Here is a 23750-nt window from a genome sequence, read left to right on the forward strand (position 1 = left end):
CTCCCCCTGGCAGGCTCCGGGGCACACCGCCACGCCCCGAGGGGAGCGCACCGTGTCCGATGCCTCAGCCGTGCTCGATGATCTGCGCAGCGAGAGCGAGGAACTCGACCTGCTCGTCGCCGGGTTGAACGCCCGGCAGTGGGCGGGGGCGACCCCGGCCGCAGGGTGGACGGTCGCCCATCAGGTGGCCCATCTGAGCTGGACCGACGAGGTCGCGCTGCTCTCCGTCACCGAGCCCGAACGGTTCGGCGACGAGGTGGCCAGGGCGATGAAGGACCCCGAGGGCTTCGTCGACCGGGCCGCGGACGAGGTCGTCACGGCGTACGCCCCGGACGCGCTGCTCGTCCGCTGGCGCACCGGCCGCGCCCGCCTCCAGGACGCACTGCGGGCGGCGCCCGCCGGGACCCGGTTCCCCTGGTACGGGCCGCCCATGAGCGTCGCCTCCATGGCGACCGGGCGGCTCATGGAGACCTGGGCGCACGGCCAGGACGTCGCCGACGCGCTGGGCGTCACCCGCACCCCCACCGCCCGGCTGCGGCACGTCGCACGGATCGGGGTGCGGGCCCGCGACTACGCCTTCCTCGTACGGGGGATCCAGGCGCCCACCGAGGAGTTCCGGGTGGAACTGGGCGCGCCCGACGGCGATCCGGTCGTCTTCGGGCCCGAGGACGCCGCCCAGCGGGTCACCGGCCCCCTCCACGACTTCTGCCTGCTCGTCACCCAGCGCGCCCACCGCGACGACCTCTCCGTCCGGGCCGAGGGCGCCGACGCCGACGCCTGGCTGGACATCGCGCAGGCCTTCGCCGGGCCCGCCGGAACAGGGCGGGCGCCGAAGGCGGACCGATGACCGCGCCGCCCGCCGCCAAGCCGCCCGTGAACGCCGCCCCGCCGCTGCGGATCGGCAACGCCTCCGGGTTCTACGGCGACCGCTTCGACGCCGTGCGCGAAATGCTCACCGGCGGCCCGCTCGACGTCCTCACCGGTGACTATCTCGCCGAGCTCACCATGCTCATCCTCGGCCGCAGCCGGCTCAAGGACCCCTCGCGCGGCTACGCCACCACCTTCCTGCGCCAGCTGGAGGAGGGGCTCGGGCTCGCCCACGAGCGCGGGGTGCGGATCGTCACCAACGCCGGCGGGCTCAACCCGGCCGGACTGGCCGACGCGGTGCGGGAGCTGGCCGGCAAGGTCGGTGTGCCCGTGCGCGTCGCCCACGTCGAGGGCGACAGCATCCCCGTACCCGACGGGTACCTCACCGCCAACGCCTACCTCGGCGGCGCGGGCATCGCCGCCTGTCTGCGGGCCGGTGCCGACGTCGTGGTCACCGGCCGGGTCACCGACGCCGCCCTCGTCACCGGACCCGCCGCCGCCCGCTTCGGCTGGGGCCCCGAGGACCACGGCGCGCTCGCCGGAGCCGTCGTCGCCGGCCACGTGCTGGAGTGCGGCACCCAGGCCACCGGCGGGAACTACTCCTTCTTCCGGGGCCACGACGTCCGGCGCCCCGGCTTCCCCGTCGCCGAGATCCACGCCGACGGGACGTCCGTCATCACCAAGCACGACGGCACGGGCGGCGTCGTCGACCTCGGCACGGTCACCGCCCAGCTGCTGTACGAGACCGGCGGCGCCCGGTACGCCGGCCCCGACGTCACCGCACGGCTCGACACCGTACGGCTGTCTTCCGACGGACCCGGCCGGGTCCGGATCTCCGGGGTGCGCGGCGAGGCCCCGCCGCCCACCCTCAAGGCCGGACTCACCCGGCTCGGCGGCTGGCGCAACGAGGTCGTCTTCGTCCTTACCGGACTCGACATCGAGGACAAGGCCCGGCTGGTCAGGGACCAGTTCGCGGACGCGTTCGCGCGCTCCGGACGGCAGCCGGACGACGTGCGGTGGGAGCTGGCCCGTACCGACCGGGACGACGCCGGCACCGAGGAGACCGCGAGCGCCCTGCTCCGGCTCGTCGTCCGCGACCAGGACCCGGACGCCGTCGGGCGCGCCCTCTCCGGCGCCGCGATCGAGCTGGCCCTCGGCAGCTACCCGGGCTTCCACGTCACCGCCCCGCCCGGAAAGGGCGCGCCCTACGGGGTGTTCGAGGCCCGGTACGTACCGGCGGGAGACGTGACGCACGTCGCCGTGCTCCCGGACGGGCGGCGCGAGGTGCAGGAGCCGCCCGCCCGGACGCTGCCCCTCGTGGACGCCGAACAGCCGCCGCTGCCCGAGCCGTTGGCCGCGGGGCCCACCCGGTCCGCGCCGCTCGGGCTCGTCGCGGGGGCCCGCAGCGGGGACAAGGGCGGGGACGCCAACGTCGGGGTGTGGGTCCGGAGCGACGAGGCATGGCGGTGGCTGGCCCACGAGCTGACCGTCGAGCGGTTCCGCGCACTCCTCCCGGAGACCGCCCCGCTCACCGTCGTACGCCAGGTCCTGCCGAACCTGCGCGCCCTGAACTTCACCGTCCACGGGCTGCTCGGCGAAGGGGTCGCCGCCCAGCACCGCTTCGACCCGCAGGCCAAGGCACTGGGGGAGTGGCTGCGCGCGCGCCGCCTGGAGATACCCGTGGCGCTGCTGGACAGTGCCGACGCACCGGAGGTGCACGCATGACCGTCCTGCCCACCGGGCTCGACACCGCGAGCCCCGACTACACCGCCAACCGTTCCGCGATGCTCGGCAAGCTCGCCGAACTGGACGCCGCGCACGCCAAGGCGCTGGAGGGCGGCGGCGAGAAGTACGTCGAGCGGCACCGGGCGCGCGGCAAGCTGCTGGCCCGCGAGCGGATCGAGCTGCTCGTCGACCGCGACACCCCGTTCCTGGAGCTGTCCCCGCTCGCCGCCTGGGGCAGCGACTATGCGGTCGGCGCCTCGCTCGTCACCGGGATCGGGGTGGTGTCGGGCGTGGAGTGCCTGATCACGGCCAACGACCCGACCGTACGCGGCGGCGCCTCCAACCCCTGGACGCTGAAGAAGGCCCTGCGGGCCAACGAGATCGCCTTCGCCAACCGGCTGCCCACCATCAGCCTGGTGGAGTCGGGAGGCGCCGACCTGCCCTCCCAGAAGGAGATCTTCATCCCGGGCGGGGCGCTCTTCCGCGACCTCACCCGGCTCTCCGCCGCCGGCATCCCGACCGTGGCCGTCGTCTTCGGGAACTCGACGGCCGGCGGGGCGTACGTCCCCGGGATGTCCGACCACACCGTCATGATCAAGGACCGGTCGAAGGTCTTCCTCGGCGGCCCGCCCCTGGTCAAGATGGCCACCGGCGAGGAGAGCGACGACGAGTCGCTCGGCGGCGCCGAGATGCACGCCCGCACCTCCGGCCTCGCCGACCACTTCGCCGTCGACGAGCAGGACGCCCTGCGCCAGGCCCGCCGCATCGTCGCCCGCCTCAACTGGCGCAAGGCGCAGTCCGATCCGGGACCGGCCGAACCGCCGAAGTACGACGAGGACGAGCTGCTCGGCATCGTGCCAGGGGACCTGAAGGTGCCGTTCGACCCGCGCGAGGTCATTGCCCGGCTGGTCGACGGCTCGGACTTCGACACGTTCAAACCGCTGTACGGGACCAGCCTGGTCACCGGCTGGGCCAGGCTGCACGGGTACCCCGTCGGCATCCTCGCCAACGCGCAGGGCGTGCTGTTCAGCGAGGAGTCGCAGAAGGCCGCCCAGTTCATCCAGCTCGCCAACCAGCGCGACATCCCGCTCCTGTTCCTGCACAACACCACCGGCTACATGGTCGGCAAGGAGTACGAGCAGGGCGGCATCATCAAGCACGGCGCGATGATGATCAACGCCGTCTCCAACTCCAGGGTCCCGCACCTGTCGGTCCTGATGGGCGCCTCGTACGGCGCCGGGCACTACGGCATGTGCGGCCGGGCCTACGACCCGCGCTTCCTGTTCGCCTGGCCCAGCAGCAAGTCCGCCGTCATGGGGCCGCAGCAGCTGGCCGGGGTGCTGTCCATCGTCGCCCGCGCGTCGGCCGCCGCGAAGGGCCGCCCGTACGACGACGAGGCGGACGCCGGACTGCGCGCCATGGTCGAGCAGCAGATCGAGGCCGAGTCCCTGCCGATGTTCCTGTCCGGGCGGCTGTACGACGACGGGGTGATCGACCCGCGCGACACCAGGACCGTCCTCGGGATGTGCCTGTCCGCCATCCACACCGCACCGGTCGAGGGCGCCCGCGGCGGCTTCGGCATCTTCCGGATGTGAGAAACCAGATGATCACCACTCTGCTCGTCGCCAACCGGGGCGAGATCGCCTGCCGGATCTTCCGCACCTGCCGTGCGCTCGGCATCGCGACCGTCGCCGTGTACTCCGACGCGGACGCCGACGCCCTGCACGTACGGGAGGCCGACACCGCCGTACGGCTGCCGGGGGCGGCCCCCGCCGACACGTATCTGCGCGGCGACCTCGTCGTCGCCGCCGCGCTCGCCGCGGGCGCCGACGCCGTCCACCCCGGGTACGGCTTCCTCTCCGAGAACGCCGGATTCGCCGCCGCCGTGCAGGACGCCGGGCTGCTCTGGGTGGGCCCGCCGGCCGGGGCCATCGAACTGATGGCGTCCAAGACCCGCGCCAAGGAGCTGATGGCCGCGGCCGGGGTTCCGCTGCTCGCCGCCGTCGACCCGGCGGCCGCCACCGCCGAGGACCTGCCGCTGCTGCTGAAGGCGGCTGCCGGAGGCGGCGGACGCGGCATGCGGATCGTCCGGGAACTGGGCGACCTGCCCGGTGAGCTGACGGCCGCGGCGGCCGAGGCGCTGTCCGCTTTCGGGGACGGCGAGGTCTTCGCCGAGCCGTACGTGGAGCGCGGCCGGCACGTCGAGGTCCAGGTCATGGCCGACGGGCACGACGGCGTCTGGGCACTCGGCACCCGCGACTGCTCCCTCCAGCGCCGCCACCAGAAGGTCATCGAGGAGGCCCCCGCGCCCGGTCTCACCTGCGCGCTCCGCGAGCGGCTGCACACCGCCGCCACGGCCGCCGCACGGGCCGTCGGATACCGGGGCGCCGGCACCGTCGAGTTCCTGGTCACCGCCGACGAACGGCCCTACTTCCTGGAGATGAACACCCGCCTCCAGGTCGAACACCCCGTCACGGAGGCCGTGTTCGGCCTCGACCTGGTGGCGCTGCAACTGCGGATCGCGGAGGGAGAACCGCTGCCCGCCGCCGAACCGCCCACGCCCGTCGGGCACGCCGTCGAGGCCCGGCTCTACGCCGAGGACCCGGCGCGTGACTGGCAGCCGCAGACCGGAGCACTGCTCTCGTTCGACGTGCCGGACGAGCCGGGTCTGCGCCTGGACACCGGCTACACCGGCGGCGACACCATCGGGGTGCACTACGACCCGATGCTCGCCAAGGTCATCGCCCACGCCCCCACCCGCACCGAAGCCGTCCGCCTCCTCGCCCGCGCCCTGGAGCGCGCCCGCATCCACGGCCCCGTCACCAACCGCGACCTGCTCGTACGCTCCCTGCGCCACCCGGACTACGTCGCCGCCCGCCTCGACACCGGTTTCTACGACCGGCACCTGGCCGCGATGGCCTCCGCGCCCGACGCGGCGGACGTGCGGCTGGCCGCCACCGCCGCCGCGCTCGCCGAGGCGGCCCGCAACGCCACATCGACCACCGCGGGCGGGTTCGTCCGCTTCGGCGCCTGGCGCAACGTCCCCTCGCAGCCCCAGCTCAGGAGCTACCGCAGCGAGCCGGACGGCCACGAGTACGCGATCGCCTACCGCACCACCCGTGACGGTGTGACCGTCGACGCGGAGGGCGTCCGCGTCGTCTCCGCGGGCCGCACGCGCGTCACCCTCGAACAGGAAGGCGTCACGAGGCGCTTCCACATCCTCGGCCGCGACCGGCGGCTGTACGTGGACACCGCCACCGGCTCCTACGCCTTCACCGCGCTGCCCCGCTTCACCGACCCCGCCGCACGCACCGAACCCGGCTCCCTGCTCGCCCCGATGCCCGGCACCGTCGTCCGCCTCGCGGAGGGGCTGGAGGCCGGGAGCACCGTCGAGGCCGGGCAGCCGCTGATCTGGCTGGAGGCGATGAAGATGGAGCACCGCATCCTCGCCCCCGCGTCCGGCACCCTCACCGCGCTCCACGCCGCACCCGGCCTCCAGGTGGAGGTCGGCGCCCTGCTCGCCGTCGTCACTGATGCACAGGAGGAACCGAACGCATGAGCACCGTCCTCGAAACCGAAGAGCACCAGGCCCTGCGCACCGCCGTCGCCGCCCTCGGCAAGCGGTACGGGCGCGACTACATGACGTCCGTCGTCCGCGACGGCGCCCACCCCCGCGAACTGTGGGCCGAGGCCGCCAAGCTGGGCTACCTCGGCGTGAACCTCCCCGAGGAGTACGGCGGCGGAGGCAGCGGCATGGCGGAACTCTCCATAGTCCTGGAGGAGTTGGGGGCAGCCGGCTCGCCGCTGCTCATGATGGTCGTCTCGCCGGCCATCTGCGGCACCGTGATAGCCCGCTTCGGCACCGATGCCCAGAAGCGGCAGTGGCTGCCCGGCCTCGCCGACGGCAGCCTCACCATGGCCTTCGGCATCACCGAACCCGACGCCGGCTCCAACTCCCACCGGATCACCACCACCGCCCGCCGCGACGGCGAGGACTGGGTGCTCACCGGGCGCAAGGTCTTCGTCTCCGGGGTCGACATCGCCGACGCCACCCTCATCGTCGGCCGCACCGAGGACGCCAGGTCGGGCAAGCTGAAGCCCTGCCTGTTCATCGTCCCGCGCGAGGCCCCCGGCTTCCTGCGCTCGCGGATCGACATGGAACTCCAGGCCCCGGAGAAGCAGTTCGAGCTGGTCCTCGACGACGTACGGCTGCCTGCCGACGCCCTGGTGGGAGACGAGGACGCGGGCCTGCTCCAGCTCTTCGCCGGGCTGAACCCCGAACGCATCATGACCGCCGCGTTCGGCATCGGCATGGGCCGCTACGCGCTCGGCCGCGCCGTCGAGTACGCGAAGACCCGGCAGGTGTGGAAGGAGCCCATCGGCGCCCACCAGGCCATCGCCCACCCCCTCGCCCAGGCCCACATCGAACTCGAACTGGCCCGGCTGATGATGCAGAAAGCCGCCCGGCTCTACGACGACGGCGACGACATCGGCGCGGGCGAGGCCGCCAACATGGCCAAGTACGCGGCCGGGGAGGCCTGCGTGAAGGCCGTCGACCAGGCCGTCCACACCCTCGGCGGCAACGGCCTCACCCGCGAGTACGGCCTCGGCTCCCTGATCACCGCGTCCCGGGTGGCCCGGATCGCGCCCGTCAGCCGGGAAATGATCCTGAACTACGTATCCCACCAGTCCCTGGGTCTCCCCAAGTCGTACTGACGCGGGCCATTCTGTCTCTCCACACCGTGCCGGGCCCGTCCCTCCCCGACCCCCGGGGGTCGGCCCCGGCCACGGCACCGTACGCCATCTCCCCACGCGTCGTACGGGACGGCCCACCCGCCGTCCCGCCATTCCGCACCGAAGGGACCATCCGCCATGGTGTTCGTGTTCCGGAGCGACTATCCCGACGTCCAGCCACTCGACACGGCCATCCACGACGCCGTCCTGGGCCGGGCCGCCGAGGAGTTCGGCGACAACGTCGCCCTGATCGACGGGACGGACGACGCGAGCCGGCTCACGTACCGGCAGCTCGACGGCTTCCACCGGAAGATATCCGCCGGTCTCGCCGCCGCCGGAGTCGCCAAGGGCGACGTCCTCGCCCTGCACAGCCCCAACACCATCGCCTACCCGGCGGTCTTCTTCGCCGCGACCCGGGCCGGTGCCACCGTCACCACCGTCCACCCGCTCGCCACCGCCGAGGAGTTCGCCAAACAGCTCCGCGACTCCTCCGCCCGCTGGATCGTCACCGTCTCCCCGCTCCTGGGCACGGCCCGCCGCGCCGCCGAACTCGTCGGCGGGATCCAGGAGATCTTCGTCTGCGACCAGGCCGACGGACACACCTCCGTCCTCGACATGCTGACCACCACCGCCCCCGAGCCGATGGTGACGATCGACCCGGCCGAGGACATCGCCGCCCTGCCGTACTCCTCCGGCACCACCGGCACCCCCAAGGGCGTCATGCTCACCCACCGCTCCATGGCCACCAACCTGGAGCAGCTGAGCCCCTTCATCCCCATGGGCCCCGGCCACCGCATCCTGGCCGTCCTGCCCTTCTTCCACATCTACGGGCTCACCGCCCTGATGAACGCGCCCCTGCGCACCGGCGCCACCGTCGTGGTCCTGCCGCGCTTCGACCTCGCCCAGTTCCTCGCCGCGATCGAGACGCACCGCATCAACGGGCTGTACGTGGCCCCGCCGATCGTGCTGGCCCTCGCCAAGCACCCGGTCGTCGACCGCTACGACCTGTCCTCGCTTGAGTACATCGTCAGCGCCGCCGCCCCGCTCGACGCGGACCTCGCCACCGCCTGCTCCCGGCGCCTGGGGCTGCCGCCCGTACGCCAGGCGTACGGGATGACGGAGCTCTCACCCGGCACCCACGTCGTCCCGCTCGCCGCGGAGAACCCGCCGCCCGGAGCCGTCGGCACGCTGCTGCCCAGCACCGAGATGCGGATCGTCTCGCTCGACGCCCCGGACGAGGACGCCGGAACCGGCACCGACGGCGAGATCCTCATCCGCGGCCCGCAGGTGATGAAGGGCTACCTGAACCGCCCCGAGGCAACCGCCGAGATGATCGACGCCGACGGCTGGGTGCACACCGGCGACATCGGCAGGGTCGACGAGGACGGCTGGCTGTTCGTCGTCGACCGGGTCAAGGAACTGATCAAGTACAAGGGCTACCAGGTGGCCCCCGCCGAACTCGAAGCGCTCCTCCTCACCCACCCCGCGATCGCCGACGCGGCCGTCATCGGCGTGTACGACTCCGACGGGAACGAGATCCCCAAGGCCTTCCTCGTCCGCCAGCCGGCCGCGCGGGACATCACCGCCGACGACGTCATGGCGTACGTCGCCGAGCGCGTCGCCCCCTACAAGAAGGTCCGGCAGACCGAGTTCATCGACGCGGTGCCGCGCGCCGCGTCCGGGAAGATCCTGCGCCGCGAACTGCGCGAAAGGGAGAAGCAGCAATGACCCTCGCCCCATCCACGCACGAGCGTGGCATCACCACCCTCACGCTCGACTCCCCGGCCAACCGCAACGCCCTGTCCGCACGCCTCGTGACCGGCCTGGCCGAGGCCCTCGGCACCTGCGCGGCGGACGACGCCGTCCGGGCCGTGGTCCTCACCCACACCGGCAACACGTTCTGCGCGGGCGCCGACCTCACCGCCCCGGCCGACCCGCACGCCTTCGTCGCCCTCCTGCGGCAGATCGTCACCCTTCCCAAACCGGTCGTCGCCCGGGTCACCGGCCACGTCCGGGCCGGCGGCCTCGGCCTCCTCGCCGCCTGCGACATCTCGGTCGCGGGACCCGGCTCCTCCTTCGCCCTGACCGAATCCCGCCTCGGCCTCGCCCCCGCTGTGATCTCCCTCCCGCTGCTGCCCCGCCTGGAGCCCCGGGCGGCGGCCCGCTACTACCTCACCGGCGAGCGCTTCGACGCGACGGAAGCCGCCAGGACCGGCCTCGTGAGCATCGCCGCCGAGGACGTGGACGAGGCGCTCGTACCGGTACTCGACGGACTGCGCAGAGCCTCGCCGCAGGGCCTGGCCGCATCGAAGGAGCTGGTCACGGCTACTGTGCGGGAGACTTTCGATCAGTACGCCGAAGACCTCATCGCCCGCTCCGCGGCACTCTTCGCCTCCGACGAGGCCCGGGAGGGGATGACGGCCTTCCTGGAACGACGGGACCCCGCATGGCTGCTGTGACACCGCCCAAGCAGGACCGCAGCCGCGCCACCCGGCAGAAGCTCCTCGAAGCCGCGGTCGCCTGCCTCGCCGAACACGGCTGGGCCGGCTCCACGGTCTCCGTGGTCGCGATGCGCGCCGGCGTCTCGCGCGGCGCCGCCCAGCACCACTTCCCGACCCGCGAGGACCTGTTCACCGGGGCCGTCGAATACGTCGCCGAGGAGCGCTCCGCCGCTCTGCGGGCCCTCCCCGACCAGGACCGTGCCGCGGTCGTCGCCGCCCTCGTCGACCTCTACACGGGCCCGCTGTTCCGCGCCGCCCTGCAACTCTGGGTCGCCGCCTCCAACGAGGAGCAGCTCCGCCCCCGCGTCACCGAACTGGAGGCCCGCGTCGGCCGCGAGACCCACCGCATCGCCGTCGGCCTCCTGCACGCAGACGAGTCCCGCCCCGGCGTGCGCGAAACGGTCCAGGGCCTCCTCGACATGGCCCGCGGCCTGGGCCTCGCCAACGTCCTCACCGACGACACGGCCCGCCGGCGGAGAGTCGTCACCCAGTGGGCGGCGCTGGTCGAGAACGCCCTGGGCTGAGAGGCCCACCGCGGCACAGCGTCCGCCGCCGGCCCCCGGATATCCTTCCTCGTCCTGAACAGGCCAGGGAGGTCCCGCACCATGAACAGCACCCCGTCACCCTTTCCCGACGACCTCCGCGTCACGGGGGAGGGCCTCGTCCTGCGCGACTGGGCGGAAGAGGATCTGGCCGCCATGCCCGGGCTGTTCGACCACCCCGACATCGCGTACTGGACGCCGATCGTCTCGCCGTTCGACGAAGCCGCCGCCCGGACCCGGCTGGACAGGGCCCGGCAGCTGCGGGCGGAGGGCACGTCCATCCTGCTCGCCATCACCCTCGACGGCGGCGCACCGCTCGGCGAGGTGATGCTGCGGCGCGCGCCCGAGGGCACGGAACTCGGTTACGCCGTCGGCCCGGCACACCGCGGCCAGGGGCTGGCCGCGCGGGCGGTGCGGGTGATGGCCGGCTACGCCTTCGAGGAGCTGGGCGTGGAGAACGTGATCCTCGAACTGGAGGCGGAGAACGCCGCCAGCGTCTCGGTGGCCAGGGCGACGGGCTTCCGGCTGCTCGGCGTGCCGCTGATCGAGGGGGAGGAGAAGGGGCGGCCGTACTCCTTGCAGACGTGGGGCCTAAACCGCCCCTAAGGGGTAATCAGCCCCAACATCTCGATCTGGACATTTAGGGGTTCATTTCCGGACCCTGAGGCCGTGGACGATTGCCCCGCGTGGCCGCCTGGGGGATCTTCGTAGAGCAAGAACAAGTGAGCAATGCATGGGATGACGGAATGGCCGCGCAGAGGTGGGAAAATACTTCTTCTCTACTCCTCATGCGTTCGGCCGCGACCACCGTCTTCCCGTTCGGGCATTGAATGAAGGGGAACTTGTGATCTCGAAGACGAAGAGGACGGCCCGTTCCGTGGGCGTGGCGATCGCCGCCACCGCGGCGGTCACGATGGTCATGCCCATGAGTAACGCCGCCGCCATCGACCACGTCGAATGCCGTGGCGGGGAGAACTTCCTGAAGGTCTGGTCCCACCTGGACGGTCGCACCAGCGTGGACTGCTACGCCAACAAGGGCCGGACCGGATTCGGCAACTGGTGGGTCGACCGGATCTCGACGGGCAACAACGATCTCATCTACTACGACGCGAACGGCGATTCCGTGCGCATCAACCGGTGGACCGACATCACGTTCCCGAACAATCCGCCGCGGGTCAAGGACATCGAAATCCTCTGATCCTCTTCGCGGCCGTCCCTTCGGGCCCGCACGCCTGCGCTCGAAGGCGGGTGGCCGCCGGCCGGGCACGCCGTCAAGGACGAGATGCCCGGCGCGCGGACACGGGAACGGGCGGTCAGCTGGTCCAGAGGACCGGGCTGTCGCTGTACGCGTCACCATCCTCGAACAAGGCGGCCGCGATGGGATCGGTCTTCGTGGCGCTGAGCGAGCAGGTCTCGTACGACGCGCCCTTGGTGGTGAAGTCGCGCGGGGCCGTTTCGTTGTCGCACTTGCCCGGGAGGTCGCCGATCAGGATGACGCCCGTGGGGCCGCCGCCCTCCAGCTTGCCGCGCAGCCTCAGGGACGCGTACGACAGGTCGGTGCCGCTGACGTTCTCCACCTTCATGCGGATGTAGTAGGGCGTCATGCCCTTCGCCTTCGCGCCGAACGGGGCCATGTCGGCCTCGGCGCCCTTCTCGATCGCCGTAACGGTCACGGCGACGGTGCCCTTCTTCTCGGTTCCGTATGTGAACGGCAGGATCGCCCGGTCGCCTATCTTGAGCTTCGTGCCCGGTGCGGCGACGTCACCGCCGGCCGGTGCGCCGGCGTCGTCGCCGGTGTCCGCGGACGGGCTCTCGCTGCCCGGGTCGGACGACGCCGGGTCCGGCGATGCCGGGGCGGAGGCCGAGGGCGACTCCTGCGCCGATGACGAGTCCTCGCCGTCATTGCAGGCCGTGAGCCCGAGGGCCAGGGTGGTGAGGGCGACTGCGGTGACGATGCGTCCCTTGTGCGTCATTTTGACCTAACTGGCAATGAGGGCTGCCTCGTGCGACAGCCGGAACGTTCAACAACTGGACGAAGCGCCCGGTCATGTGACCGGACGCGCCGGAGCGGCACGATCGCGGCGGTACGTCAACGAGGCGCGCCGCGTCGCCATCTCAGGCTGAGGCGGGAATGCCACAGGCTCGCCACAGACGCGGCACAGGCGCGGCACAGGCATGGCCCGGCACGGCGCGAGACCGGGCAGAGGCGGACCCGGCCGCGCGGGTCGCGCGGGCGGACGGATCAGCAGGCTGCGGCATCGGTCGGGGACAGCAGGTCGTAGCGGGCGATGCTCACGTTCTCCTTGAACGAGATCCCCACGTTCCCGACGGCGCCGCTCCCCTCGTACTGCGACCAGCTGATGGTCTTGATGTCGCCTGGCCCCACCTGCTTGCCGAGCGACATGATCATCAGGCGCCCGGTGCACGAGGAGGTGGAACTGCCGCCGCCGGAGGGCGGGTTCGCCGTGACCAGGGCCGATCCGTCGATGGTGAACCTCTGCTGGTCGACCGTCTCCACCGTGTAACCCCGCTTCTGCTTCGCCCCGTCGACGACGGTGGTGAAGGAGACGTCGAAATAGCCGACGTGGACGGTCACGGGCTTGCAGAGCTTCGGCGGCCCGCCGAACTCGATGGGCAGGTAGGCGGTCACGCTGCGCCCGCCCAGATTGCCGTCCAGCCAGCTCTTGTCACCCCGGACACAGGAAGGCGTGGGAGACGGAGGCGTCGTGGGGGTGGCGGCGCCGGAAGGCCGCGGGCTCGCAGACGTGGCCGAGGAGGCGCCCGGGGCGTCGTCGTCGTCGCTGTCACCGCCGCCGCAGCCGGAGAGGCCGATTGCTCCCGCCAGGACGGTGAGCAGGGCGATGGCCCGTAACGGTGCCGGTCCCGCCTGGTCAGTCACCGGACCATGCTGACCGAACGGCACAGACGAGTCAATGGCGCCCACACCGGCCGCGCCGCGGCGGCGACCGGCTGCCTCCGACGGGGTCGGGGCCGGCTGCGCGCCCCGCCGATACCGCCCGGGCAACGAGCCGCCGGCCCCTGTGACCCCACGCGCTCGTGCCTCAGTTGCCCAGATCCGCCAGCTGCTCGTATCCGGGAATGTCCCGCGGGCTGCGCGTCCCCGGACCGACGTACTTCGCAGACGGCCGCACCAGGCGTCCCGTCCGCTTCTGCTCCAGGATGTGCGCCGACCAGCCCGCCGTACGCGCACAGGTGAACATCGACGTGAACATGTGCGCCGGGACCTCCGCGAAGTCCAGCATGATCGCCGCCCAGAACTCCACGTTCGTCGCCAGCACCCGGTCCGGCCGCCGCGCGTGCAGCTCCTCCAGCGCGGCCTTCTCCAGCGCCTGCGCCACCTCGAACCTCGGCGCGCCCAGCTCCTCGGCGGTACGGCGCAGGACGCGCGCCCGCGGGTCCTCGGCGCGGTAGACGCGGTGGCCGAAGCCCATCAGGCGCTCGCCCCGGTCCAGGGCCTGCTTCACGTACGCGGTGGCGTCCCCGGTCCGCTCGATCTCCTCGATCATGCCGAGGACGCGGGAGGGCGCACCGCCGTGCAGCGGGCCCGACATCGCGCCGACCGCACCGGACAGGGCGGCGGCCACGTCGGCCCCGGTCGAGGCGATGACGCGGGCGGTGAACGTCGATGCGTTCATGCCGTGCTCGGCGGCCGACGTCCAGTACGCGTCGACGGCCTTCACATGCCGCGGATCCGGCTCACCGCGCCAGCGGATCATGAACCGCTCGACGACGGACCCCGCCTTGTCGATCTCGCTCTGCGGCACCATCGGCCGCCCCTGCCCGCGCGCGGACTGCGCGACGTACGACAGGGCCATGACCGCGGCCCGCGCCAGGTTGTCCCGCGCGGTCTGCTCGTCGATGTCCAGCAGCGGCTTCAGCCCCCACACGGGAGCGAGCATCGCCAGGGCGGACTGGACGTCCACCCGGATGTCCCCGGAGTGCACCGGGATCGGGAACGGCTCGGCCGGCGGCAGACCGGGGCTGAACGCCCCGTCGACCAGCAGCCCCCACACGTTCCCGAACGACACCTGGCCGACGAGATCCTCGATGTCGACGCCCCGGTACCGCAGCGAACCACCTTCCTTGTCAGGTTCGGCGATCTCCGTTTCGAACGCGACGACTCCTTCGAGTCCGGGTACGAAGTCGGACATCAGGCGGCTCCCTCGGTCGGCGGCTGCGGGCGGGCCCCAGGGCCCACCCAAGATACTGGCGGGTTCCGACGTGACCGGGAAGCGTGACATCCGGCACAGCTTCCCGTCGCACACAGGTCGGTCGGCGGACCTCCTCGCCCGGCGGACACGGCCGCTGCGGCAGGATGACCCCGTGCCCACCGCAGACTCCTCCTCCGATTCCACCACCGATCCGGCCGCGATGCGCGAGCAGTACCGGTCCGAGGCCTTCACCGAGGCCGGGCTCGCCGCCGGTCCGATGGAGCAGTTCGCCCGCTGGTTCCGGCAGATCGCGGCCGGCGGCGCGCTCCACGAGCCGAACGCCATGGTGGTGTCCACGGCGACCCCCGAGGGCCGCCCGTCCTCGCGCACCGTGCTGCTGAAGATGTACGACGAGCGGGGCTTCGTCTTCTTCACCAACTACGGCTCCCGCAAGGGCAGCGAACTCACGGCCAACCCGTACGTCTCGCTGCTCTTCCCCTGGCACCCGCTGGCCCGCCAGGTCGTCGTCACCGGCACCGCGTCCCGGGTCGCCCGCGAGGAGACGGTCGCCTACTTCCGGACCCGCCCGCACGGCTCCCAGCTGGGCGCCTGGGCGAGCGACCAGTCCGCGGTGATCGGCTCGCGCGAGGAACTCGTCGACCGTTACGAGGACCTCGCTGCCCGCTACCCGGAGGGCGAGAAGGTCCCGGCACCCCCGCACTGGGGCGGCTTCCGCGTCGTCCCCGACACGATCGAGTTCTGGCAGGGGCACGAGAACCGGCTCCACGACCGGCTGCGCTACGTCCGGGAGGACGGGAGCGCGGAAGGGGGCGCGGACGGGCGCGGCGAGGGGGCGTGGCGCGTCGAGCGGCTGTGCCCGTAGCCGAGCGCCCCGGACACGCAGAAACCCGCAGGCTCTGGTCCCTCCTTGCGGAGGAGCCGGCCGGACTTACCGGCGAGCCTGCGGGTCGGTGACTGCTTGGGATTGGCCGATGACCGGCCTGCACTGCAAGAGCGCGACAACGGGCGTCAGCCCGCAGTCACCTCACGAGTCCGAGAAGAAATCACTTCCGGAACACCTCCTTTCCCTACGTGTGGCTTCAGCCTAGGAAGGTCCGCGGCGGCGCACAACCGAATTATCGGGGCGATCGATTTCGGGGAAGTCGCTGTGTGCCGAGTCACGTTCGAGTTCAATGGTCTGACGTGCGGCAATGGCAGTCACGTCCTGCAGGGGGTCCCGGGATGAGTGCTTCCAGGAGCAGCGGAACGACCGACGCGCTCGGCCCGGAGCCGATTCCCGGGGCGGAGCTGCTGGCGGCCCTTCTCGACGGGATGGACGCCGCGCTGTGCGCCTTCGACGCGGACGGCACCGTCACCCACTGGAACCGCGAGGCCGAGCGGATTCTCGGCTGGTCCGCGGAGGAGGCCGTCGGGCGGCCGGGGTTCGCCGGGTGGGCCGTGCGGCGGGCCGACGCCGGTGAGGTGCAGGGGCGGCTGATGGCCGTCATGGACGGGCCGGGGCGGCAGGTGCACGAGTTCGCGCTGCTGCGCAAGGACGGCGGGCGGGTGCTCGTACGGACCCAGTCGGCCGGGGTGCGGGGCGCGGACGGGAAGCCCGCCGGGGTGTACTGCGCGTTCAGCGAGGTCCACGCGCAGATCGATCTGGAGCGGTCCATCGCGCTGAGCGAGGCGCTGTTCGAGGACGCGTCGTGGGGTGTGGTCCTCGTCGACGTGGACCTGCGGCCCACCGTCGTCAACGCGCACGCGGCCCGGGCGCTGGGCGGCGGCCGCACAACCCTGCTCGGCCGGCCGCTCGGCGAGCTGATCGTGCAGGGCGTGGAGGACCTGGAGGGCGCGCTCCAGCACGTACTGGCCGAGGGGGCGCCGTCCGCCCCCACCGAGCTGTGGGTGACGCTGCGGACGGCCGAGGGCGACCGGCGGCGCTGCTGGCGGAGCGGCTTCCTGCGGCTGGCATCGCCGCTCGCGGAGGAGCCGGTGCCGCTGGGCGTCGGCTGGCTGTTCCTGGACGTGACGGCGGCGAAGCTGGCGGCCCAGGAGGCGGACCGGGTGCGGTTCCGGGCCAGTCAGCTGCACCGGGCCTCGCGGTCCGCCGCCGAGTGCGAGGACCCGATGGAGGCGGCCACGTCGTCGCTGGACTACGCGCTCGCGGGCTTCGCCGACCACGCGCTCGTCGACCTGCTGGAGGGCGAGCGGCTGGTGCGCGCCGCGGGGACACCCGCCGACGCGCCGGGCCCGTGCCTGCCGGTCGCCGGGGGCGGCATCCCGCTGCGGTACGCGCCGGGGCACCCGGCCCTTCAGGCCGTGGACCGCACGGGCTCGGTGCGGGCCTCGGCCGGGGCCGGTACGGCGCAGGCGGCGGGGGAGTGGGCCGCGGAGCGGCGGTGGCCGTCCGACGCGGTGCACGCGCTCTGCGTGGTGCTGCGGAGCCGGGGGCGGACGCTGGGGGTGCTGACCTTCCTGCGCTCATCCCACCGGGCCGCCTTCGAGCGCCCGGACGCGGTGTACGCGGAGAGCGTGGCGGACCGGGTGGCGGCATCGGTGGACCTGCATCGGGCGGTGGCGGGCGGCCGTACCGGCAGCCCCGGCCCGTCCGGCGACTGAGGACCGAGCCCTGGCCCGGGGGCGGGCGCCCGCCCCACCAATCCGGCCGCCCCGCGGCGGCGCGGGCTCAGTGCCGGTAGAAGATCCGGTCCGCGTACTGCGTCATCACGCGGCCGTTCCACTCGTGGCCCCCGTCGACGTTGCCCGACCGCAGCATCGGCGGCTCCACGCCCCGCTCCAGCAGCTGCTCCGCCGCGGCGGCCATCATCGCCTGCATGATCGCGCTGGTGACGACCGTGGAGGCGGGACCGAAGGGTGCCTCGATGCCGTCGACGTCGAGCTCCGCGTCACCGATCGAGATCTTGCTGTCGAGGACGATGTCGCAGTGGTCCCGCAGGAAGCCGCCCGAACTGTGCCGGGACCGGGTGCCCGTCGCGTACGCGACCGAGGTGACGCCGATGACCTTCAGGCCCAGCGCGCGGGCGTTCATCGCCATCTCCACCGGCAGCGCGTTGCGCCCGGAGAGGGAGACGACGACGAGGACGTCGCCCGCGGTCGCGGGGCTGGAGTCGAGCACCGCGCCGGCGAGGCCGTCCACCCGCTCCAGGGCCGAGCCGAGGGTGGCAGGCATGACGTCGACGCCGAGGGCGCCCGGGACGACCATCAGGTTCATCAGGGCGAGACCGCCCGCGCGGTAGACGACGTCCTGGGCGGCCAGCGAGGAGTGGCCGGCGCCGAAGGCGAAGAGGCGGCCGCCCGCCACGACGGTGTCGGCGATCGCGGCGCCGGCGGCCGCGATGTTGCCGGACTCCTCGTCGCGCACGCGCTCCAGCAGGCCGATCGCTGCGTCGAAGAACTGACCGGCCAGCTTGCTTTCGCTCATCGAGGAGGACCTTTCCGGCGGGGTGGGGTGTCCATGGGGCGTCCGTACCGCGGATCACGTTGCGGTCTGGACCAGTGACATGTCAATACCGCAGGGCCCGCCCCCGGACGCGTCGGAGGCTCGCGGGAGGGCCCCGCGGCGGAGCTCGTTCGGACGGCGGGGCACGGTTGTCGGCGCTATGCGTCAGAATTGGACGAGGGCCAGCGCACGACTGCATCGAGGGGCACGAATGTCCGGACTGATCGACACAACGGAGATGTACCTCCGCACCATCCTCGAGCTCGAAGAGGAAGGCGTGGTCCCCATGCGCGCCCGGATCGCGGAACGGCTGGACCAGAGCGGTCCGACGGTCAGCCAGACGGTGGCGCGCATGGAGCGCGACGGCCTGGTGCAGGTCGCGGGCGACCGGCATCTGGAGCTGACGGAGGAGGGCCGCCGGCTGGCGACCCGGGTGATGCGCAAGCACCGGCTCGCCGAGTGCCTGCTCGTCGACGTGATCGGCCTGGAGTGGGAGCAGGTCCACGCCGAGGCATGTCGTTGGGAACATGTGATGAGCGAGGCCGTGGAGCGGCGGGTGCTGGAGCTGCTGCGCCACCCGACGGAGTCTCCGTACGGCAATCCCATCCCGGGCCTCGAGGAGCTGGGCGAGAAGGCCGAGGCCGACCCGTTCCTCGACGAGGGCATGGTGAGTCTGTCGGAGCTCGACCCGGGCGCCGACGGCAAGACGGTGGTGGTCCGCCGGATCGGTGAGCCGATCCAGACGGACGCCCAGCTGATGTACACGCTGCGTCGCGCGGGCGTGCAGCCCGGCTCGGTGGTCAGCGTGACCGAGTCGCCCGGCGGAGTGCTGGTCGGCAGCAGCGGCGAGGCGGCGGAGCTCGACGCCGAGGTCGCTTCGCACGTCTTCGTGGCCAAGCGCTAGAGAAGGGCCGCCGGGCGGTCCCGCGGAGCGCCCGGCGGTCTTCGGACCGCCGTGCGGTCCCGTGGACGGGCGGCGGTCTCAGGACGGGCGGCGGACGCTCAGCGGTGACCGTCGTCCGTTTTCCGTTTTTCCGTCCGGAATTGCAGCGCCCGGACGGATCGCGTGCCAGTCTGTCGCTGAGGGATACCTGAGAGTGTCGGCCGCCTGGCCGCGCGGTCGGGGAGGGGAGCAGGAAATGCGCCCGTCGTACTGGCATGTCCGGCCTGCGCACCGGGAGGCGGCTGTCGCGGTCCCGCAGGCCCTGTCCGCGGAAACCGCTCCGGCGAGGCGTCCGCCGTGCCCGCACGCCCCGGCGCACGCGCCTGTAAAGCGCGCCCCCGCACCCGGCCCCGCGACCGGCCCCGGAACGATGGATGGCCCCGGCGCCGCAAGGCGCCGGGGCCTGTCCTCCCCTGTTCCGACCTGGAGCCCCGAGCTCTCGAGGTCGGTCCCCGCGAGCCCTCATCCCCGAGTGGCCCGCCTCCCGGAGAAGATCTCCCCGCAGCGGCGGGCGTCAATCCTTGGAGGCGGTCACTCGAACGAGCGGTGTTGCGCGCCGGAACCCGGTTTTCGAATAAAGGTTCGATAGTCTGGCCGACGCGACCACAGGGTGATCGAGGGACCAGAAGGGGGTGCCAGACATATGGTGCAGCGCATCGATGTGACCGGAGCCGACGGCGTACGCCTCGCCGCCTGGGAGTTCGCCGACCCGCCCAAGGGGCGCGCGGAAACGGACCGCGCCGGGGGCGTCTTACTCCTCCACGGACTGATGGGCCGGGCCTCGCACTGGGCCTCCACCACCCGCTGGCTCGCCGAGCGGTACCGGGCGGTCGGCCTCGACCAGCGAGGACACGGCCGCAGCGAGAAGCCGGCCGAGGGCCCGTACACGCGCGACGCGTACGTGGCGGATGCCGAGGCCGCGATCGAACAGCTCGGCCTCGCCCCCGTCACCCTCGTCGGGCACTCGATGGGCGCGCTCACCGCCTGGCAGCTCGCCGCGAAGCGCCCCGACCTCGTCCGGGCCCTGGTCATCTGCGACATGAGGGCCTCCGCGCTCGGCGCGGCCTCGCAGCGGGAGTGGGAGGACTGGTTCACCTCCTGGCCGGTCCCGTTCGCCACCCTCGCCGACGTACGGAAGTGGTTCGGCGAGGACGACCCCTGGGTCGAACACCCCAACCCCGCCCGCGGCGAGTTCTTCGCCGAGGTGATGGCCGAACGCGCCGACGGCTGGCGGCCCGTCTTCTCCCGCCGGCAGATGCTCCGCTCCCGCGCCACCTGGGTCTTCGACGCGCACTGGGAGGAGCTGGCCCAGGTCAGATGCCCCACCCTGGTGCTCCGCGGCCTCGACGGCGAACTGGGCCGGGCGGAGGCCCAGGAGATGGTCCGGGTGCTGCCCCGGGGACAGTACGCGGAGGTGGCCGACGCCGGGCACCTCGTCCACTACGACCAGCCCGAGGGCTGGCGCGCCGCCGTCGAACCCTTCCTCGAACAGCTCGCCGAGGACACCCGGGACGACCGGGAGCCGGTAGCTCCGTGAGCGGCGCGGCCGGGCACCCCGCTCGCCCGGCCGCCGCGCCCGTCACCCCTTGCTGACCGCCGTCAGGATCTCCGGCAGCCGGTCCGCCGTCCTGGGCGCGGCGACCCGCAGCCCGCCCCAGGCGATCAGCGCCCCGTAGCCGGCTCCCACCGGCAGCAGCAGCCACAGCAGGTTCTCCGCACCGTCGAGATGCAGCCAGATCGTCAGACCGATCAGCGGCGAGCACAGCAGCGCCGCCGAGACCATGCCGCCGAAGATCGAGATCCAGGCGAGCCCGGCCTGCCCGGGCGCCACGTTCTTGAACGCACCGTCCTGGGGCACCGAGTACGGGAAGTTCGCCGACGCCACCGCACCCGTCGCCAGCATCGCGCCCAGCAGGGCGAACGACAGCCCCATCACCCCCGGCAGCACCGTCCACTCCCCGAGCACCGCCGCCGTCAGGACCGTCACCAGCACCGTGTACGGGAGCGTGATCAGCAGCAGCGCCAGTGCGCGCGCCCGCAGTTCGAGGTACGCGTCGCGGGTCGAGGAGATCGTCAGGGCCACCATCCAGAAGGCGGAGGTGTCCTGGCCGAACTGGTTGTACATCTGGATGCCGAGCATCCCGGCGCCGAAGCACGCGAAGTAGACCGAGCCCGTGCCCTGCAACGCGTTGAGCAGCGGCACGATCAGCCCGATCGCGAGCGCCGTCACCCAGGCCGCCTTCGTCTTCGGGTCCCGTGCGACGTACCGCAGGCTGCGCTGCATCACCGTGCCCGTACGGCCCTCGGGGAACAGCCCCCACAGGCCCGAGCCGTCCGTGGCGGACTTCGTACGGGCCGGCTCCGCGGCCGACAGCGTCGAGCCGTCCGGCGCCGTCATCAGCTTCTCCAGGCTGCGCCGCCACACCACCACCAGCAGCACCAGCGCGGCCGCGGCCAGCAGCAGTTGCACGGCCGCCCGCCCGTAGGCCCCCTGGGACGCGGACTCCACGGAACCGATCGCGGAGGCGGGCGGCAGCCAGCGCACCACGTCCGCGGCCGGGTCGAGCGCGGAGAGGCCGCCGGCCCGGCCGAGCTTCTGCGCACCGAAGTTGACGATCTGGATCCCGACCGCGATCACCAGCCCGCTGAGCACCGCCAGGTCGCGGCCCTTGCGGGAGGTCAGCAGCCGGGTGTTGGCCGTGGCGACGGCCCGGGCCAGCGCGACGCAGACCAGCAGGGTCAGCGGGGCCGCCAGGACGGCGAACACGGCCGCGCCCGCGCCATGGGCCAGCGCGATCACCGAACCGGCCGTCAGGCAGAGGGTGAACAGCGGGCCGATGCCGACCAGCGAGGACACCAGGAGCGCCGTGATCAGGGGCCCCGGCCGCAGCGGAAGCATCACCAGACGGCTCGGGTCGAGGGTCTCGTCCCCGGCGGAGAAGAACAGCGGCATCACGGCCCAGCCGACCGCGAGGACTCCGGCCAGCAGCACGACGAGGGAGTCCGCGTGCGCGTGGCCGCGCAGGGCGATCAGCCCGATCAGCTGGCCCAGGGCGAGCAGCAGGGTGGCGACGACGGAGGCGATGTACACCGCCCGCCGGCCGGACGACTGCCGCAGACCGTTGCGGAGCAGGGCGAGCTTGAGGCGTACCAGGACGGGGATCAGTTCCCTGCCGCCCGCCGGGCCGGCCGTGCGGGGACCGGAGCCGGCGGGGGCGTCGAGCACGCTCATCGGGCACCGCCGAGCCAGTCCAGAGCGGCACCGTTGTCGCGGCCGCCCGCCCCGACGAGTTCCAGGAAGGCGTTCTGGAGCGAGGTCGCGTCGCCGCGGACCTGGGCGAGGGTGCCCTGGGCGCGGATGGTGCCCGCGGCCATCACGGCCACCCAGTCGCAGAGCGACTCGACGAGCTCCATCACATGGCTGGAGAAGACGACGGTCGCCCCCGAGCCGGTGTAGCGCTCCAGCACCCCGCGGATGGTCTGCGCCGACACGGGGTCGACGCCCTCGAACGGCTCGTCGAGGAAGAGGACTTCGGGGTTGTGCAGCAGCGCGGCCGCCAGCCCGATCTTCTTCCGCATGCCCGTCGAGTAGTCGATGACCAGTTTGTGCTGGGCGCCCGCCAGGTCCAGGACGTCCAGCAGCTGGGTGGCCCGGCTGTCCACCTCGGCACCGGGGAGGCCGCGCAGCCGGCCGGTGTAGGCGAGGAGTTCACGGCCCGAGAGGCGCTCGAAGAGCCGCAGACCCTCGGGCAGGACGCCGATGCGCGACTTCACCTCGACCGGGTCGCGCCAGACGTCCCGTCCGCCGATCTCGATCCGGCCCAGGTCGGGGCGGAGCAGGCCGGTGACCATGGACAGGGTGGTGGTCTTGCCCGCGCCGTTGGGGCCCACCAGCCCGATGAACTTGCCCGCGGGCAGCTCCAGATCGATGCCGGCGACGGCGGTGTGGTCGCCGAACCGTTTCCACAGCCCCTCCACGCGTACCGCGGGCGGCGCCGCCCTCGGCACGTCGGGTGCGACGGCCCGGTCGGCCCCGTCGGTGTCTGCTGTCCGGTCCGGCATGATGAGCGCCCTTCGAAGTCCCCGTGGAGCGTCCCGGGCACGCCGGGACGCTCCTACTTGGGGACACCCTACGAAAGGCGCCCCCGCGCGTCGGCGGCTTCGCGCCCGCAGGCGTAGGCGAGCGGGCTGACGAGCTCCTCGACCTCGGGCAGCCAGCGGTTGGCGGTGGAGGGGCTGCGGGCCCACTGCACGACGCCCGAGCCCCCGACACGGGTCGGCGGGGCGGCGACGTAGTGGCCCTCGCCGATCCCGCGCAGCCCGATCGCCGCGGCGTTCCAGCCGACCTTCTGCACCAGGCCGTCGATCTTGGCGGCGGCGCCCGGCAGGACGAAGAACTGCATCCGGCGGTCGGGGGTGCGGGTGACCGGTCCGAGCGGCAGGCTCATCCGCTCCATCCGGGCCAGCGCGAGGAAGCCGGCGGACTCCGGTACGTCCACGGCGTCGAAGCCGCGCCCGGTGGGAAGCAGGATCGAGGCCCGGGGGTGCTGGGTCCACATCCGGCGGGCCGCCGCCCCGCTGCCGGTGGCGCGGCCCGCCCAGTCGGCCCGGGTCGGATGCGCGCCGGGCGCCGCGCAGCGGGCCTCGCCGCACGAGCAGCGCTCCGTGCCGCCGGCCGGCTCCAGCCAGCTGCCGGGGCACACGTCCCAGTGCCGCTCCTCCGCGTACCGCACCGCGGCGTCGAGCAGTTGCTCGACACGCTGCTGGGGGACCTGTGCGGCTTCCATGACTCCGATGGGCTCT

Annotated in this window: 21 protein-coding genes; 14 read left to right on the forward strand and 7 right to left on the reverse strand. The window is 72.8% G+C overall.

Annotated elements, in window-relative coordinates:
* Window positions 1–52: 52 nt before the first annotated feature.
* From OG408_RS22620 to OG408_RS22665, 10 genes are all read left to right on the forward strand, one after another.
* On the forward strand, window positions 53–847 hold the full coding sequence (locus OG408_RS22620) for a TIGR03084 family metal-binding protein (protein WP_326671626.1): 795 nt from the start codon (window positions 53–55) through the stop codon (window positions 845–847).
* The gene (locus OG408_RS22625; protein WP_326671628.1) at window positions 844–2592 is read left to right on the forward strand and encodes an acyclic terpene utilization AtuA family protein; all 1749 of its coding nucleotides are present in this window, start codon (window positions 844–846) and stop codon (window positions 2590–2592) included. Before OG408_RS22620 ends, OG408_RS22625 begins: the two co-directional genes overlap by 4 nt.
* On the forward strand, window positions 2589–4187 hold the full coding sequence (locus OG408_RS22630) for an acyl-CoA carboxylase subunit beta (RefSeq protein WP_326671630.1): 1599 nt from the start codon (window positions 2589–2591) through the stop codon (window positions 4185–4187). The genes OG408_RS22625 and OG408_RS22630 overlap by 4 nt, the downstream gene beginning before the upstream one ends.
* Window positions 4188–4195: 8 nt before the next feature.
* The gene (locus OG408_RS22635; RefSeq protein ID WP_326674582.1) at window positions 4196–6151 is read left to right on the forward strand and encodes an ATP-binding protein; all 1956 of its coding nucleotides are present in this window, start codon (window positions 4196–4198) and stop codon (window positions 6149–6151) included.
* On the forward strand, window positions 6148–7308 hold the full coding sequence (locus OG408_RS22640) for an acyl-CoA dehydrogenase family protein (protein WP_266781301.1): 1161 nt from the start codon (window positions 6148–6150) through the stop codon (window positions 7306–7308). The genes OG408_RS22635 and OG408_RS22640 overlap by 4 nt, the downstream gene beginning before the upstream one ends.
* Window positions 7309–7464: 156 nt before the next feature.
* The gene (locus tag OG408_RS22645; RefSeq protein ID WP_326671633.1) at window positions 7465–9054 is read left to right on the forward strand and encodes a 4-coumarate--CoA ligase family protein; all 1590 of its coding nucleotides are present in this window, start codon (window positions 7465–7467) and stop codon (window positions 9052–9054) included.
* The gene (locus tag OG408_RS22650) at window positions 9051–9785 is read left to right on the forward strand and encodes an enoyl-CoA hydratase family protein (protein ID WP_266781305.1); all 735 of its coding nucleotides are present in this window, start codon (window positions 9051–9053) and stop codon (window positions 9783–9785) included. The genes OG408_RS22645 and OG408_RS22650 overlap by 4 nt, the downstream gene beginning before the upstream one ends.
* Complete coding sequence (locus OG408_RS22655) at window positions 9773–10351, forward strand: TetR/AcrR family transcriptional regulator (protein WP_266781306.1); 579 nt, start codon at window positions 9773–9775, stop codon at window positions 10349–10351. The genes OG408_RS22650 and OG408_RS22655 overlap by 13 nt, the downstream gene beginning before the upstream one ends.
* Before the next feature lie 81 nt (window positions 10352–10432).
* The gene (locus tag OG408_RS22660; protein WP_266781308.1) at window positions 10433–10975 is read left to right on the forward strand and encodes a GNAT family N-acetyltransferase; all 543 of its coding nucleotides are present in this window, start codon (window positions 10433–10435) and stop codon (window positions 10973–10975) included.
* A 238-nt stretch (window positions 10976–11213) separates the two neighbouring features.
* Window positions 11214–11567, forward strand: a complete 354-nt coding sequence (locus OG408_RS22665; RefSeq protein ID WP_266781310.1) for a beta/gamma crystallin domain-containing protein — start codon at window positions 11214–11216, stop codon at window positions 11565–11567.
* 115 nt (window positions 11568–11682) lie between these two features.
* On the opposite strand, the gene OG408_RS22670 is transcribed toward OG408_RS22665, so the two are convergent.
* The 3 genes from OG408_RS22670 to OG408_RS22680 all read right to left on the reverse strand — a co-directional run bounded on the left by OG408_RS22670 (window position 11683) and on the right by OG408_RS22680 (window position 14541).
* Entirely contained in the window at window positions 11683–12342 is a 660-nt protein-coding gene (locus OG408_RS22670; protein ID WP_285569882.1) for a hypothetical protein, read from the reverse strand.
* A 269-nt stretch (window positions 12343–12611) separates the two neighbouring features.
* Window positions 12612–13268, reverse strand: a complete 657-nt coding sequence (locus tag OG408_RS22675) for a hypothetical protein (protein WP_326671638.1) — start codon at window positions 13266–13268, stop codon at window positions 12612–12614.
* Between the two features lie 163 nt (window positions 13269–13431).
* On the reverse strand, window positions 13432–14541 hold the full coding sequence (locus OG408_RS22680) for a citrate synthase 2 (protein ID WP_266781316.1): 1110 nt from the start codon (window positions 14539–14541) through the stop codon (window positions 13432–13434).
* Window positions 14542–14761: 220 nt separating this feature from the next.
* Between OG408_RS22680 and pdxH the strand changes: the two genes are divergently transcribed.
* Together pdxH and OG408_RS22690 are read left to right on the forward strand one after the other, a co-directional pair.
* On the forward strand, window positions 14762–15424 hold the full coding sequence (pdxH, locus tag OG408_RS22685; RefSeq protein WP_326674583.1) for a pyridoxamine 5'-phosphate oxidase: 663 nt from the start codon (window positions 14762–14764) through the stop codon (window positions 15422–15424).
* Between the two features lie 359 nt (window positions 15425–15783).
* Entirely contained in the window at window positions 15784–17163 is a 1380-nt protein-coding gene (locus OG408_RS22690; protein ID WP_266781318.1) for a PAS domain-containing protein, read from the forward strand.
* A gap of 67 nt (window positions 17164–17230) precedes the next feature.
* Here the strand turns inward: OG408_RS22690 and OG408_RS22695 are convergent, their stop codons facing one another.
* The gene (locus tag OG408_RS22695) at window positions 17231–17986 is read right to left on the reverse strand and encodes an SIS domain-containing protein (protein WP_266781320.1); all 756 of its coding nucleotides are present in this window, start codon (window positions 17984–17986) and stop codon (window positions 17231–17233) included.
* Between the two features lie 229 nt (window positions 17987–18215).
* Between OG408_RS22695 and OG408_RS22700 the strand changes: the two genes are divergently transcribed.
* Both OG408_RS22700 and OG408_RS22705 read left to right on the forward strand, forming a co-directional pair.
* The gene (locus tag OG408_RS22700; RefSeq protein WP_266781322.1) at window positions 18216–18908 is read left to right on the forward strand and encodes a metal-dependent transcriptional regulator; all 693 of its coding nucleotides are present in this window, start codon (window positions 18216–18218) and stop codon (window positions 18906–18908) included.
* A 682-nt stretch (window positions 18909–19590) separates the two neighbouring features.
* Window positions 19591–20484, forward strand: coding sequence for an alpha/beta fold hydrolase (locus tag OG408_RS22705; RefSeq protein WP_266781324.1), 894 nt, complete (start codon window positions 19591–19593; stop codon window positions 20482–20484).
* Between the two features lie 42 nt (window positions 20485–20526).
* Here OG408_RS22705 and OG408_RS22710 read toward each other — a convergent pair whose 3' ends face one another.
* The 3 genes from OG408_RS22710 to OG408_RS22720 form a co-directional block, all read right to left on the reverse strand.
* Complete coding sequence (locus tag OG408_RS22710; RefSeq protein ID WP_285569872.1) at window positions 20527–22179, reverse strand: transporter; 1653 nt, start codon at window positions 22177–22179, stop codon at window positions 20527–20529.
* Window positions 22176–23009 carry an ABC transporter ATP-binding protein gene (locus OG408_RS22715; RefSeq protein WP_266781328.1) on the reverse strand — a complete coding sequence of 278 codons (834 nt, stop codon included), beginning with the start codon at window positions 23007–23009 and terminating at the stop codon, window positions 22176–22178. The genes OG408_RS22710 and OG408_RS22715 overlap by 4 nt, the downstream gene beginning before the upstream one ends.
* 68 nt (window positions 23010–23077) lie before the next feature.
* On the reverse strand, window positions 23078–23734 hold the full coding sequence (locus OG408_RS22720; RefSeq protein ID WP_266786351.1) for a bifunctional DNA primase/polymerase: 657 nt from the start codon (window positions 23732–23734) through the stop codon (window positions 23078–23080).
* Between the last annotated feature and the right edge of the window lie 16 nt (window positions 23735–23750).

The sequence above is a fragment of the Streptomyces sp. NBC_01257 genome (genome assembly GCF_035917255.1).
Lineage (GTDB): Bacteria > Actinomycetota > Actinomycetes > Streptomycetales > Streptomycetaceae > Streptomyces.

What these genes read in the sequence shown, in the direction of transcription:
- OG408_RS22625 (WP_326671628.1), top strand. Translation starts at nt 844, where the DNA reads ATGACCGCGCCGCCCGCCGCCAAGCCGCCCGTGAACGCCGCCCCGCCG.
- OG408_RS22630 (WP_326671630.1), top strand. Translation starts at nt 2,589, where the DNA reads ATGACCGTCCTGCCCACCGGGCTCGACACCGCGAGCCCCGACTACACC.
- OG408_RS22660 (WP_266781308.1), top strand. Translation starts at nt 10,433, where the DNA reads ATGAACAGCACCCCGTCACCCTTTCCCGACGACCTCCGCGTCACGGGG.
- OG408_RS22640 (WP_266781301.1), top strand. Translation starts at nt 6,148, where the DNA reads ATGAGCACCGTCCTCGAAACCGAAGAGCACCAGGCCCTGCGCACCGCC.
- OG408_RS22635 (WP_326674582.1), top strand. Translation starts at nt 4,196, where the DNA reads ATGATCACCACTCTGCTCGTCGCCAACCGGGGCGAGATCGCCTGCCGG.
- OG408_RS22710 (WP_285569872.1), bottom strand. Translation starts at nt 22,179, where the DNA reads ATGAGCGTGCTCGACGCCCCCGCCGGCTCCGGTCCCCGCACGGCCGGC.
- OG408_RS22655 (WP_266781306.1), top strand. Translation starts at nt 9,773, where the DNA reads ATGGCTGCTGTGACACCGCCCAAGCAGGACCGCAGCCGCGCCACCCGG.
- OG408_RS22690 (WP_266781318.1), top strand. Translation starts at nt 15,784, where the DNA reads ATGAGTGCTTCCAGGAGCAGCGGAACGACCGACGCGCTCGGCCCGGAG.
- OG408_RS22645 (WP_326671633.1), top strand. Translation starts at nt 7,465, where the DNA reads ATGGTGTTCGTGTTCCGGAGCGACTATCCCGACGTCCAGCCACTCGAC.
- OG408_RS22700 (WP_266781322.1), top strand. Translation starts at nt 18,216, where the DNA reads ATGTCCGGACTGATCGACACAACGGAGATGTACCTCCGCACCATCCTC.
- pdxH (WP_326674583.1), top strand. Translation starts at nt 14,762, where the DNA reads ATGCGCGAGCAGTACCGGTCCGAGGCCTTCACCGAGGCCGGGCTCGCC.
- OG408_RS22670 (WP_285569882.1), bottom strand. Translation starts at nt 12,342, where the DNA reads ATGACGCACAAGGGACGCATCGTCACCGCAGTCGCCCTCACCACCCTG.
- OG408_RS22695 (WP_266781320.1), bottom strand. Translation starts at nt 17,986, where the DNA reads ATGAGCGAAAGCAAGCTGGCCGGTCAGTTCTTCGACGCAGCGATCGGC.
- OG408_RS22720 (WP_266786351.1), bottom strand. Translation starts at nt 23,734, where the DNA reads ATGGAAGCCGCACAGGTCCCCCAGCAGCGTGTCGAGCAACTGCTCGAC.
- OG408_RS22680 (WP_266781316.1), bottom strand. Translation starts at nt 14,541, where the DNA reads ATGTCCGACTTCGTACCCGGACTCGAAGGAGTCGTCGCGTTCGAAACG.
- OG408_RS22705 (WP_266781324.1), top strand. Translation starts at nt 19,591, where the DNA reads ATGGTGCAGCGCATCGATGTGACCGGAGCCGACGGCGTACGCCTCGCC.
- OG408_RS22650 (WP_266781305.1), top strand. Translation starts at nt 9,051, where the DNA reads ATGACCCTCGCCCCATCCACGCACGAGCGTGGCATCACCACCCTCACG.
- OG408_RS22715 (WP_266781328.1), bottom strand. Translation starts at nt 23,009, where the DNA reads ATGCCGGACCGGACAGCAGACACCGACGGGGCCGACCGGGCCGTCGCA.